We start from the raw sequence: 13310 nt of genomic DNA, 5'->3' as shown, positions 1-13310 counted from the left end.
TGATAAGGAGGTACGCAAATGAAAGCAGCAAAATGGTTGAAGCAAATGCTTGTCTTCATGATGCTGTTTACCGGTTTATCCGGCGGAGGTGCTTATGCTGAGGAAAATCCTGAATCCCCAGGCCCGGCAAATTCCCCGCAAACGCCTGCATTTCCGGGTGCCGAAGGCGGTGGAAAATATACGACAGGCGGCCGGGGCGGCGAAGTGTACGAGGTAACGACGCTTGCCGATTCGGGACCGGGGTCGCTTCGTGACGCGGTCAGCGCCGGTAACCGGACCGTCGTATTTAAAGTCGGCGGCGTGATTCAGCTGAAATCCCCACTGAAGATTCTCGGAGACAACCTGACGATTGCCGGTCAAACGGCGCCGGGCGATGGGATTACGGTTATCGGGTATCCAACGACCTTCGATGGAAACAACCTGATCATCCGTTACATGCGCTTCCGGCTGGGCGATATGAATGAAACGGAAGCAGACTCTTTTGGCGGACGGTACAAGAAAGACATTATCATTGACCACTCCTCGTTCAGCTGGTCCGTTGACGAAGTGCTCAGCCCTTACGGCAACGAAAATGTCACCGTGCAGTGGTCGATCATCGCCGATGCCATGCATATTAGCAGACACGTCAAAGGCAGACACGGGTACGGCGGGATATGGGGCGGAAAGAACACCAGCTTCCATCATAACTTGATCGCTCACAATTCCAGCCGCAACCCTGCGTTTGACAGCACGGCCGGCAACTCCCATGATTTCCGAAATAACGTGGTATACAACTGGGGTTTCTTTGCTTCGTACGGAGGCAAAGGCGCAGTTACCAATATGATCAACAATTATTACAAGCCCGGCCCGGAAACGGAAGTCGTGAGGTTTATGAATGCAGAGAGCACTGGGAGCTACTACATTGACGGCAATATCATGGACGGGTATCCGGAATATACGCAGGATAACTGGTCCGGTGTTCATCCCTATCCGAATTACGTGAAGCTGGAAACCCCCGCTTCCTTTGCCAATCCATTGCCGACCGAATCCGCCGAAGAGGCTTATGAGGCGGTCATGCAAAGCGCCGGAGCCATTCTGCCGAAGCGGGATGCCGTTGATGCCCGAATCATCCAGGATGTGATCCACCGAACCGGCATGCATATTAACTCCCAGAATGAGGTGGGCGGATATCCGCTCGTGGAGCCGGTTGTTTCCACAATAGAAGATGACGATCATGATGGAATGCCGAATGATTGGGAGATCGCCCATGGGCTGGACCCGATAGATCCGAGCGACCGCAATATGACCAATAACGAAGGATTTACGAATCTGGAGCTTTATCTGAATTCCATACCAGGAAACGGATCGGCCAATCCCTCAGCCGTCATTACCGCCCCGGCAAACAACACGGTGGTAAAAGCCGGCTCGAACGTCACGATTGAAGCGTCCGTTTCCGATGAAGACGGCAGCGTAACCAAGGTGGAGTTTTACCGGAACGGAGAGAAGGTTGGAGAGGACGAAAGCATGCCGTTCCGCTATCAGTGGACGGACGTTGCGGATGGCACCCATTACTGGGCCGCAAAAGCGATCGACGATACAGGCACGATGGCATTCTCAACGAGCGTGGTCGTTCATGCGAACACTAAAGGGAGCATCAGGCCTTGGAAATCGGCCGATGTCGGCAGTCCGGGAATTCCGGGACATACGCAGCTCGGCGGCGCGCCGGGCGAAGTGACCGTCAAATCCGCGGGTGATATCGGCGGCACGAAGGACGTCTTTCATTTTGCATATCAGAAGGTAAAGGGAGATGCTGAAATCGTTGCCCGGATTGAAAGCATCACTCCGACGAATGAGGAAGCGGAAGCCGGAATCATGTTCCGCGAGAGCCTGAAAGAGGATGCCCCGTTCGTTTCCCTTGTCGTCCCTTATATTCGCACGGGGAAAAGAGGCGTAACCCTTAGTCGAGCCGAGGAGGGCGGCGAGGTCGCGAGGATTCAGCCGGAACAGGAATTTCAGCTGCCATATTGGATCAAGCTTGTCCGCAAGGATAATCAATTCACATCATTCGTTTCTCAAGATGGAACCAGCTGGACCACGGTTGGAAACGTCCAAGTCGATTTGCCGAAGCAAGTCTATGTCGGGCTTGTGGCGGATGCGGCTAAAGTTAACAACGAGACGTGGAAATACAATACTTCCACATTTTCCAATGTAAATATCTCGGCGAAGACAGGCATCGGTCCGAAGGCCGAGTAATGTGAACGATGACGAAGAAACTGGGCAGCTTTGAGAACAAAACAGGGATGATTTCATCCCTGTTTGTTGTTGTCCTGGCTACTGTGGTCCTTTCGATACTATCGTTCACATAGTGTTACATTTCAGTATGACTGCAATCACATATGCGGGGATGGGAGTTTCATATACTTGAGTTGTAAGAGTGAAAAAGTTCACAAACACGTATTAAGTCTAGGGAGGTTTGAATATGAGTTCATTCACGCTTCAGAGCCAAGTATCCGATATTGTGACATCTATCCCGCAAACCGCGGATTTATTTCGATCCCTCCGCATCGATTTTTGTTGTGGCGGCCAGGTGCCTTTGGAAGAGGCAGCCAAGCAGCGTCTTCTGGATCCAGCCGTCGTTCTGGAGCAGGTTCGGTCCGTAGAGAGCAAGTTTGCCGATTACCAGGAAAGCCGTCCCGCTTCATTGAAGGAATCCGAACTGATTGATCACATCCAACAAAAACATCATGCCTTCCTCCGTGATGAATTACCGGCATTAACGCCCTATGTAACGAAATTGGCCCGTGTGCATGGAGATCGCCATCCCGAGCTGCTTCGCGTGCAGGTGCTCTTCTCGGAATTGAAAAAGGAGCTGCTGGAGCATACGAAGGACGAGGACGAACGTGTATTTCCGCTCATCTTGAAATTTGTGGCGGACCCTAGCCACCAAGCGGCAGCAGAGCTTAAGCCGCACGTATCCGAACTGGAGCATGAACATGCTCATGCCGGCAGCTTGCTGCAGGAGCTCCGGGACGTAACATCCGATTTCGAGCTTCCGGCTGATGCCTGCGGTACGTATCGGCTTGTCTTTCAACGGTTAGCCATGCTTGAAAAGGATACCTTCGAGCATATCCATCTGGAAAACAACATATTGTTTGAGCGGCTGCGCCAAGCGGTATAACCTTTCGACAACGTCCCTTCCTCACCGAATGAGGAAGGGATATTTATTGTTCCAGCCCGTCATCCTACTCAACGATTCGCTGCATTCGGACGATAAATATAGTGATCAGAAGGGAAGATGCAGTTCCCAATGATACGCCAATAAGCTTAAGGACACGGTATGGCGGACAATAGCACCCGTATGAAGGGTTGGGGGAGATAGCATGAGCAATGTAACTGAAGAACAAACACAGCACGAGATGATAGGGGCCTTTGTCAAGGTAGCTCCACTTCTGAAAAGTCTTACGAATGATGACATCACGATTGGCATTTACGACACGGAGAAGCTCATCATCAACATTCCGGGAAGAACCTTTTCGCTGAACGTCAAGCCTGGGGACCCGCTCGTGGAGGGGGATATCGTAACCGATGCCATCCGCAATAATAAAGCTATATCGGCAGTCGTTCCGAAAGAGCTGTTTGGATTTCCGCTTGCTGCACGGGCGATCCCGCTGCATGACGAGTTTGGCAGGGTAATCGGCGGCGTAGGCATGGGTACAAGCCTAGAAAAAGCGAATATGCTGTTTGAGATGGCCGAGAGCTTTTCCGCGATTGTCGAGCAGACCACCGCATCCATTGAAGATATTAACCAATCCATCGCTCGCCTTACCGATCGGGTGTCGGACGTAACCGGCCAAATGTCGGAGGTTAGCTCCAGTGCGCAGCAGATCGGCAAGATTTCCACCGTCGTCAAGGAAATTTCGGATCAGAGCAGCATGTTAGGCCTTAATGCTTCTATCGAAGCGGCAAGGGCTGGGGAAGTCGGTAGGGGGTTCTCGGTCGTTGCCGATGAGATTCGGAAGCTGGCGACAAGCTCCAAAGAGAATGTGGACCAGATTAATGGCATCACCAAGAATATTCAAGAATTTTTGCAGCGGCTAAATCATGCTTTTGCCGATATCCACACGCTGACCGATACCCAGTCAAGGACGATTCAGGAGTTCTCGGCAACGATTCATGAGATTAGCATCAAGGCTGAGGAACTGGCACAGGTTGCTGAAGAAACCTTGTATTCCAAAGAAAATAAGCAATAGGATAACCGAGACTCTCCTAAATTCTTCAATTTTATTTGCAGGAAGAAGAAATACGCTGATGTATTTCTTCTTTTTTTATTTGATTGAGGATCTCCTTTATATACTCGATCTTGCATAGAGATTGAAGCATAAGGGGAACTTACTGAATATGTCAGATTTTGTGGGAAAGGGCTGAAGGAATTGGATTTTTTTGAAAGCCAAGAAACGCTGACGTCCGTCCAATGGATCTTAAGAGGCATCGTTAGCTTTGTTTTTTTACTTTTAGTAACGAAAGCAATGGGGCAGCGCTCCATATCCCAATTAAGATTTCTAGATTTCATTGTCGCTCTCATTCTCGGCAATATAATTGCTCACCCGCTTTCAGACGAGGGATTGGGCTTGGAAGGATCGATGATCACCACTATCGTGATCATTGTGCTGTATGTTGCGGCAACATGGCTGAGCCTGAAGTGGCCGTTCATCAAACGATATCTAGATCCGCCACCCATTACGCTCGTTACAAATGGTCTCATCCAATTCCATAACCTGTCTAAAGCAAGGATCTCTGTCGATTATTTATTCTCCGAACTTAGAAAAGAGAAAATAGAGGATATACAGAAAGTATCTCTGGCTTTGTGGGAACCGGGGGGAACCGTTTCCGTATTCGTGGACACCCCATACCAACCGGTTACTCCGGCTGATATGAACATTAGGACCCAACCATTTACGATCTCAAGGCCGATTATCGTTGATGGAAAAATCGATATGCTGCTCCTTCAGGAAATCGGTAAGGATCTTGATTGGCTCAAATCAAAAGTAACGCCCGTTCATAAGAATATTCAAGATGTGGCATTAGCCACCATTAACGATCATGAAGACTTGCGCTTTTATTCCATCCAAGGCAGCCAATATACGCATAAATAACTCTTCCGATGATGACGTCGAAAGAGTTTTTTTTATGCAAAAATGTTGACTATTTCAAATGGCCATGCTATATTCTCATCATTCTAAATCGTAAATATTACGAATAAAGACATCAAGCCAACTGGCAATCCATTGGAACAGAGGGAGCCCGTGATGAAGCAGAAGATCGATTTTGTGAAATGCAATCCCACGCAGAACATGACGATTCTCATTAACACCAAGCTTCCGCACGATGAACATAAACGCGTCGCTGCTAAAATCATGTCGTACGACAACGTTTATGCAGAGCAGGTTGGTTTTATCGAACAATCCAAGATAGATCATGCGGATGCGTTTCTGCGGATGGCAGGAGGTGAATTTTGCGGGAATGCTTGCATGGCCTTAGCGGCATACCTGGCAGAGGTTCAAGGGACGAAACGTCATATAACAACTGAATTTCGACTGGAGGTTTCAGGCGCGGAGCGGTTAGTGTCATGCTATGTAACAAAAAACAAGGAGGATTATCGTTGCAGGGTCAACATGCCGCTTCCGGTGAGAATTGATCAAACGGTCCTTCAAGACGGGTGCTCCCTTGTTGACGCGGTTGTCGTTCGATACAACGATTTTGTTCATTTCGTAATTGAAGTGGAGCGCTTTGATGCGCAAATGAACAGCAGCATGTTGGCCCTGGCCAAGCACATCGGACCCTCTCTCGATACGAGAATGGTCGGGATCCTGTTATACAACTCCCGCACTAGGGAACTGACTCCGCTCATTTATGTACCGGAGCTTAATAGCGCGGTGTGGGAAAGAGGTTGCGGATCCGGAACGGCTTCCGTAGGCGCCTACTTAGCTCGGAAGCTTAAGAGGGATGTCGAGGCTTCCATCAAACAGCCCGGCGGAACGATTCATGTAAAGGCACTATTTGATCAAAACCGGGTGACGCATCTGGAAATCGAAGGGGCCGTTGGCATTGCGGCTCAAGGCATCGCATTCATTGATCTGGATGAAGACCATATCGCGGAGGTGGGAATTCGTGAAACTAACCATGTTTGATCAATCCTTGGCTGATTATTTAACAAGGTTTAAGTACTTCGCAGACTGCTTCGATCATATTTCCCGTCACCGAACCGAGCTGGAACGTCTGGTCGATGATTATTCAACGTTTATCACCGACGAGTCCAACTCCAATATATGGGATGGGCTGGAGCGGCAAGGAACTGGAGGTTTAAACGGGCTTGCGGAGGAATTGAGAGCGTATTCGGCACGCTGCGTAGCGACCCTGGAGAAATATCGCGCATTGAAATTGATCAAGGGAGACACGGGGATCACCGATTATTTCAGGAATATCGAAGAATGCATCGAGAAAGAGTTCGGAAGCTTCCAAGTGACTTCGAAGTCGATCGTACTGCTGGTTGGCTCCGGCGCATTTCCGATGACGGCTCTATTGATCGCCAAGCGAACGGGAGCCGAGGTGATCGGCATCGACATTGACGATGAGGCCATTGGGCTCGGGGTCAAGGTTATCGAGGCATTGGGCCCGGAGCTGAAGATCCGGCTGATAAATACACCAGTAGAAAATCTTGATTACATACAAGAGGTCACCCACATCATTTTCAGTTCAACGGTTGCTGAAAAGTACGACATGTTGGAGCGGTTACATCCATTAACGAACGAAGAGGTCGTTGTGGCCATGAGGCACGGAAACGGTTTGAAGTCTTTATTCAATTACCCCATGAAAGAAACGGATGACGACAAATGGAAACTAGTTGATACGGTATTGCGCCAAAACGATATATTCGACATCGCGTTGTACAAAAAAGGCACCATAACACATGGCTAAACGAAGTGAGGTGTTCTTATGAGAGATATGGAGCGAGTCCTGATATTGGGAACGGGTCCAGCCGCCTTGCAGCTGGCAGTGATCCTTAAGAAAGGGGACCGTTGTCATTTGGGCATTGCGGGCCGGGAATCGGTCCGTTCCGCGGATTTCTTTGAATCGCTTTCGGCCAGCGGTCAAAGGGTTCGCGTAAGCATCCAAAACGAAAAACATCGTGCCTTGGAAGGCGAGTGCCGTTTGGACGGCGTATTTCGTGGAATTGAGACGATCGAAGGCCAGTGGGATACCCTGATTTTGGCAGTGACCACCGACGCTTATTTGGAAGTCATGCGACAGATCGACCAAGACGTTCTGCGAAAAGTAAACAGCTTGGTGCTGATCTCCCCGACGTTCGGTTCCAACAGCTTGGTAACCGGTTATATCGGGCAATTGAATCCGGGTGCGGAAGTCATAAGCTTTTCTACATATATCGGGGACACCAGATGGGTGGATGACCGGGTTTCCAATCATGTCATAACGACGGGGGTCAAGAAAAAAGTCTATATCGGCTCGACACGGGGCCGCTCAGATCTTGTTGACAGGCTGTGCGGTCTGTATAAGCAATCGGACATTGAAGTGGAATTCATGAGGACGCCCCTGGAGGCAGAAGCGCGAAATATTTCGTTATATGTCCATCCCGCTTTGTTCATGAATGACTTCTCATTAAACGCCATTTTTGACGAAGCGGGTACTCGCAAGTATGTCTATAAGCTTTTCCCTGAGGGCCCTATTACGCAGGAACTGATCCGCAATATGTTATCCCAGTGGAAAGAAATGATGAACATTTTGGGTCGATTAGGGATGAGAGGCATCAATTTGCTGAAGTTTATGACGGATGATACCTATCCGGTGAGAAATGAGAGTTTATCACGCCGGGATATTGACAGCTTCGAGCACTTGGAAAGCATTCATCAAGAGTATTTATTGTATATCCGTTACGCCTCATTGTTGATCGATCCCTTCTCTGAGCCGGATCCTGAAGGAAAGTACTTTGATTTCTCGGCGGTGCCGATCCGGAGTTTGTTTATCAATCTGGAAGGCTGCCTGGATATCCCGAGAATGCCCAAGGAGGACTATTATCGGATCAAGATCATACAAGGCATTGCCGGCTTCTTAAAGGTGGAATGTCCAACCATCGATCGGTTCATTTCAGCATATGAAAGCAAAATCGTCAGCGTGGCACTTGCTCATAAGGACCGGTCGTTGTCCGGCGCCTTCGCGGTTCAGAGTTTCGGAGAAGAACTGGCCATGATATGCAAGGACCTAACCAATACATGAACGTTAACATAATCAAGTGGGTAGCAGGAGGAAAACCGTGAAAAGAAAAACCGTAATCATATGGATGTTTTTATGCACGATGGCGCTTTTGGCAGGCTGCGGAGAGACGAATCATGAAAACAAATCCGCATCGGCTGTCCAGGAAGAATTAATCTATGCGACAGCAAAAGATATTCATGATATGAACCCGCATTTGTACACGGGGTCCATGCCGGCTCAGGGCATGGTATACGAGTCGCTGGTGGAGAACACGAAGGAGGGCATCAAGCCGCTGCTTGCGGAATCTTGGGACCTTTCCGAAGACGGCCGGACCTATACCTTTCATTTAAGAAAAGACGTGAAGTTCCATGATGGAGAACCGTTTAATGCCGAAGCGGTCAAATTGAACATCGACGCCGTGCAGCGTAATGCCGAAAAACATGCTTGGATTAAGCTGTCGAGCAAAATCAAAAACGTGAAGGTCGTGGATGAATACACTGTCCAATTGATCTTAAGCGAAGCTTATTACCCAACGCTGGTCGAATTGTCCATGACGCGGCCGTATGTATTCCTATCGCCGAAGGACTTCATTCAAGGAGAAACGAAGGATGGCGTTAACGGCCATAACGGTACAGGTCCTTACAAGTTCACGGAGCATAAAATCGATGAGTACGCCGTCTTTACCGCCAATGAAGAATACTGGAACGGTGCGCCGAAAATCAAGAAAATTACGGCCAAGGTGCTGCCTGCCGGCGAGACGACGTTTCTGGCCATGCAGAAAGGAGAGGTGAACTTCGTATTCACCGATGATCGGGGGGCAGACAGCATCGACGTGCAAGCGATGAATCAACTAATTGACGCCGGAACCTATCAGCTTGTTCGCAGCGAAGCCATGAATACGAAAATGATTGTCGCTAACAGCAGCAAATCGGACAGCCCGGTAAGCGAAACCGCGGTGCGTGAGGCATTCTGGTATGCAATCGATCGCGAAACGATCAGCAAGGACATATTCGAAGGAACCGAAGCCGAGGCGAACAGACTGTTCTCCTCCAACGTGAACTATGCGGATGTCGAATTGAAGGAACGCGGCTATGATCCGGGAGCGGCCGAGTTAATCTTGGAACAAGCCGGATGGAAAAAAGGCAGCGGCGACGAGGCCCGGACCAAGTCCGGGCAGCAGCTGGCCATGAACTTATATTATGACAGCAATTCATCATCGCAAAAAACACAGGCGGAATTCATTCAGCATGCGCTAATGCAGATCGGAATAAAGCTGGATATCATCGGCGAAGAATCGAGTTCGATCGCGAATCGAAGGTCTACAGGCGACTACGAGTTATTGTTTAATCAGACCTGGGGATTGGCGTATGACCCCCAAAGCACCATCGCTGCGTTCACTTCCGAGGCTTCTTATCTGCATACGACCAAAGGGATCGCCGAAGCGGATCATCTCTATGACCGGATACAGCAGGTTATGGTATCGACTGACGAGGAAGCCAGAAAGGCGTTGTATGCCGAGATCATGCGGACGGTTCACGATGAAGCCGTATTTATCCCGATTTCGAGCGGGAGCGTCACGGTTCTCGCACCGAAGAACTTGAAAGGCATTACGTTCAAGCAAACCCAATTTGAGCTGCCTTTTGAACAAATGTATTTCGAATAGGCTGCGTGCTCATCAATCGATAAGGAGTCATTATGGGAAGTTATATAGCTAAACGATTATTGCTGTCCGTTCCGATTCTGCTCATGATTTCATTCTTGACCTTTCTATTGATCAACCTGTCGCCCATGGATCCTGCCGAAGTGGTGCTCCGCGCCCAGGAAGTTCCCGAAATCACGGAGGAACTGATCGCTAAGACGCGTGAAGAGCTGGGACTGAATCAACCGTTCCTGAAGCAATATGCCGACTGGGTGATGGCCTGTCTTCAATTGGATTTCGGAGAGTCCTTCGTCACGGGACAATCGGTGTGGTCCTTGATCAGCCCGGCGTTTCTCAACACGTTAAAGCTAACGTTGGTTTCGTCGATCATCATCATCGTCATGTCCGTCGTCTTGGGGGTTGTCTGCGCATTAAACGAAGGTAAAATGCTGGATCGATCGGTAAGAGGCGTTTCCTTCTTTCTGACGGCGATGCCTTCTTATTGGCTGGCTTCGATCATGATCTGGTATTTCTCCGTCCGGCTGGACTTGCTGCCGACCAGCGGCATGGACTCCTATCAAAGCTATATTCTTCCCGTAACGGTCATATCGGTGAGTTATGTCGGCATTTACTTCAGAAACGTAAGAAGCTCCATGCTGGGCCACTTGCATGAAGACTATGTGGTTTATGGGAGAGCTTGCGGTTTGCCCGAGAAGAAGATTACGAAACATATTCTAAGAAATTCGCTGCAAGTCGCCGTATCCATCTTTTGCATGGCGATCCCTATTATACTGGGCAGTACCGTAGTCATTGAAAATGTATTTGCATGGCCGGGACTTGGGCGACTGAGCGTGAAATCCATATTGAGCAGGGACTTTCCGGTCATTCAGGCCTATGTCCTGATACTGGCTGTAGCCTTTGTCTTATTCAACACCTTGTCGGACATGATCAATGCTGCGTTCAATCCGAAATTAAGGAAGGAAATCTGATGAGAGCACTGAAAAATCTGAGCAAAGACAAGCTGGCCAGCCTGTCACTGCTCCTTATTGCCGCAATCGTAATCTTGGGGCTGTTCGCCCCTATATTCGCGCCGCACGATCCGAACCATGTCGATATGAAGCTGCGCTATGCCGGCTCGTCCTGGGCGTATTGGTTCGGCAACGACCATTTGGGGAGATGCATCCTGTCCCGGCTGATTTATGGCATACGTCCCAGTATTTTATGGGTTCTGGCCGCCTTGTTGGCATCGGTAGGCGTAGGTGCGGCCGTTGGATTCGTGGCGGGCTACTTCAGAGGCAAAACGGACGCGATTCTGATGAGAATTTGCGATATCATGCTTTCTTTTCCCGGGTATGTCATGACGTTAGCGGTTGTCGGCATTCTGGGTGCAGGCCTTGAGAACATCCTGATTGCCTTTGTTGCCATGAAATGGGCGTGGTTTGCACGCGTCATCCGAACGTCGGTCCAGCAGTATGCCGAAATGGATTATGTGAAGTTTTCAAAAGCTGCCGGCATCAGCAATCGTATAATCATCATGAAGCATATCGTTCCCGTAACATTCTCGGATATTGCCGTCATTGCCAGTGGTTCGATGTGTTCCATGATATTGCAAATCTCCGGATTATCCTTCTTGGGGCTGGGCATCAAGGCCCCTCACGCCGAATGGGGAATGATGCTGAATGAAGCGAGAGAGGTTATGTTTTCACATCCCGAGCTGATGTTCGCGCCCGGCATGGCGATCGTCATTGCCGTATCGGCATTTAATTTTCTGGCGGATGGGCTTCAGGTCGCGCTGGATCCCCAACGAATGAATTCCGGCAAGCAGCCGCGAATTGCAGAGGTGGAGAAACCGAATGTTGAATATGCTAGAGGTTAACCATTTGAGGGTATGGGATACGAAGGAGGGCAAAGAGATCATCCGTGACAGCTCTTTTCGGTTAAAGCCCCAAACCTGCCTGGCAATCGTAGGGGAAAGCGGGAGCGGAAAATCCCTTACGTGCAGATCGATCATCCGATTGCATAAGCCCTGGATTCGTCAATCCGGGGAGATTCTGTTCAAAGGCGAGAATTTGAATCAACTTTCGGATAAAGAAATGAGAAGAAGAAGGGGTAAACAGATTGGGATGATCATGCAGAACGGCATGGGGGCGTTTGATCCATCTTCCGTAGTCGGGATTCATTTCCAAGAGACGTTAAAAGCGCATTTCGGCTGGAGCAAGAGCCAAGTCGAAACCGCGATGAAAAAAGCGATGGAGAGCGTGATGCTCAACCATCCGATCGAAATCATGAATAAGTACCCTTACCAACTATCGGGCGGCATGCTGCAGCGCTTGATGATTGCGCTCACGCTGGTTCTTTCGCCCGACATCGTGATCGCCGACGAGCCGACGACGGCACTCGATACCATCTCGCAGTACGAGGTCGTTGAACAATTCATCCAGCTCCGCGAGCGAATGGGAGGCTCCATGATTTTTGTGTCCCACGACTTGGGGGTCGTGAAGAAGATTGCCGATGAAGTAATGGTCATGAGAAACGGCGTCATTGTAGAAAGCGGGAGCGTTGAAGAGGTATTATCGGCACCGCGGCATCCCTATACGCAGCACCTGGTTTCTACCCGTCTTGAGCTGAGCAGCCATTTCAACGAGATTATGAGGGGGGAGTAACGTGCTGAAGGTAGAGAACGTACATAAATCCTACCGGGTAGGCGGCCTGTTTACGAGGAAAAAGCAACAAATTCTGCACGATGTAAGCTTTGAATGCGGAAGCGGCGAATGCCTTGGCATCATCGGCGAGAGCGGAAGCGGAAAATCTACCCTTGGACGATTGATTTTGGGTATTGAACAACCGGACCAAGGGGCCGTCTTATTCGAAGGAAACGATGTGAGGAATCGTCATGTGCGTTCCGGCAATATGAGTGCCGTTTTTCAGGATTATACGTCTTCGATCAACCCGTTCTATACCGTGAAGGAAGCCATTATGGAGCCCTTAACGGCGCAGGGTCCGGTACGTTCCGACCAAGACGCCCGAGTCGATCGGTTGCTGCAACAGGTCGGGTTGGACGCTTCCTACAAAACGAAATATGCGCATGAGTTATCCGGCGGAGAGGCGCAGAGGGTCTGCATTGCCAGAGCGATTGCCACGGAGCCCAAGTGCATCGTGCTCGACGAGGCGATCAGTTCTTTGGACGTATCCGTACAGATACAAGTCCTCCGCTTATTGAAGGAGCTTAAAGACATCTATCAGATGAGTTACGTTTTCATCACGCACGACATTCAAGCTGCCGCTTATATTTGCGACAGGGTACTTATTTTCAGGAGCGGCAAGGTGGAGGAGACGATCGACGTCAAGCAATTAAAGCATGTTCAGTCGGATTATGCCAAAAAATTAATGGAGCATTTGATTACGTTCTAACGTTTACACCCAA

The 13310-nt window shown here is 49.6% G+C and carries 12 protein-coding genes; all 12 read left to right on the top strand.

What is annotated here, in order from left to right; translation table 11 throughout:
- Positions 1 to 18 precede the first annotated feature (18 nt).
- A complete protein-coding gene (locus JNUCC32_RS11050; protein WP_192572041.1) occupies positions 19 to 2232 on the top strand; it encodes an Ig-like domain-containing protein in 2214 nt (737 codons plus the stop codon).
- 226 nt (positions 2233 to 2458) lie between these two features.
- Positions 2459 to 3157 carry an iron-sulfur cluster repair di-iron protein gene (ric, locus tag JNUCC32_RS11045; RefSeq protein ID WP_192572040.1) on the top strand — a complete coding sequence of 233 codons (699 nt, stop codon included), beginning with the start codon at positions 2459 to 2461 and terminating at the stop codon, positions 3155 to 3157.
- Between the two features lie 202 nt (positions 3158 to 3359).
- The gene (locus tag JNUCC32_RS11040; RefSeq protein WP_192572039.1) at positions 3360 to 4229 is read left to right on the top strand and encodes a methyl-accepting chemotaxis protein; all 870 of its coding nucleotides are present in this window, start codon (positions 3360 to 3362) and stop codon (positions 4227 to 4229) included.
- A 180-nt stretch (positions 4230 to 4409) separates the two neighbouring features.
- Complete coding sequence (locus JNUCC32_RS11035) at positions 4410 to 5132, top strand: DUF421 domain-containing protein (RefSeq protein WP_192572038.1); 723 nt, start codon at positions 4410 to 4412, stop codon at positions 5130 to 5132.
- Positions 5133 to 5285: 153 nt separating this feature from the next.
- Positions 5286 to 6167, top strand: coding sequence for a histidine racemase CntK family protein (locus JNUCC32_RS11030; protein WP_192572037.1), 882 nt, complete (start codon positions 5286 to 5288; stop codon positions 6165 to 6167).
- Positions 6148 to 6954: a class I SAM-dependent methyltransferase gene (locus JNUCC32_RS11025; RefSeq protein ID WP_192572036.1), complete on the top strand. Its 807-nt coding sequence runs from the start codon at positions 6148 to 6150 to the stop codon at positions 6952 to 6954. The genes JNUCC32_RS11030 and JNUCC32_RS11025 overlap by 20 nt, the downstream gene beginning before the upstream one ends.
- A gap of 18 nt (positions 6955 to 6972) precedes the next feature.
- Positions 6973 to 8268, top strand: coding sequence for an opine metallophore biosynthesis dehydrogenase (locus JNUCC32_RS11020; RefSeq protein WP_192572035.1), 1296 nt, complete (start codon positions 6973 to 6975; stop codon positions 8266 to 8268).
- Positions 8269 to 8332: 64 nt separating this feature from the next.
- Positions 8333 to 9910: a staphylopine-dependent metal ABC transporter substrate-binding lipoprotein gene (gene cntA, locus JNUCC32_RS11015; RefSeq protein ID WP_430623466.1), complete on the top strand. Its 1578-nt coding sequence runs from the start codon at positions 8333 to 8335 to the stop codon at positions 9908 to 9910.
- 32 nt (positions 9911 to 9942) lie between these two features.
- Entirely contained in the window at positions 9943 to 10875 is a 933-nt protein-coding gene (opp1B, locus tag JNUCC32_RS11010) for a nickel/cobalt ABC transporter permease (RefSeq protein ID WP_192572033.1), read from the top strand.
- Positions 10875 to 11762: a staphylopine uptake ABC transporter permease subunit CntC gene (gene cntC, locus JNUCC32_RS11005; RefSeq protein WP_192572032.1), complete on the top strand. Its 888-nt coding sequence runs from the start codon at positions 10875 to 10877 to the stop codon at positions 11760 to 11762. The genes opp1B and cntC overlap by 1 nt, the downstream gene beginning before the upstream one ends.
- The gene (gene cntD / locus JNUCC32_RS11000; RefSeq protein ID WP_192572031.1) at positions 11740 to 12549 is read left to right on the top strand and encodes a staphylopine uptake ABC transporter ATP-binding protein CntD; all 810 of its coding nucleotides are present in this window, start codon (positions 11740 to 11742) and stop codon (positions 12547 to 12549) included. Before cntC ends, cntD begins: the two co-directional genes overlap by 23 nt.
- 1 nt (position 12550) lies before the next feature.
- Positions 12551 to 13297 carry an ABC transporter ATP-binding protein gene (locus tag JNUCC32_RS10995; protein WP_192572030.1) on the top strand — a complete coding sequence of 249 codons (747 nt, stop codon included), beginning with the start codon at positions 12551 to 12553 and terminating at the stop codon, positions 13295 to 13297.
- The last annotated feature ends 13 nt before the right edge of the window (positions 13298 to 13310 follow it).

The organism is Paenibacillus sp. JNUCC32 (assembly GCF_014863545.1).
Taxonomy (GTDB): Bacteria; Bacillota; Bacilli; order Paenibacillales; family Paenibacillaceae; genus Paenibacillus_AQ; species Paenibacillus_AQ lautus_A.
Note: the sequence above shows the minus strand (reverse complement) of the source record. Positions and strands in the feature narration are given on the sequence as shown.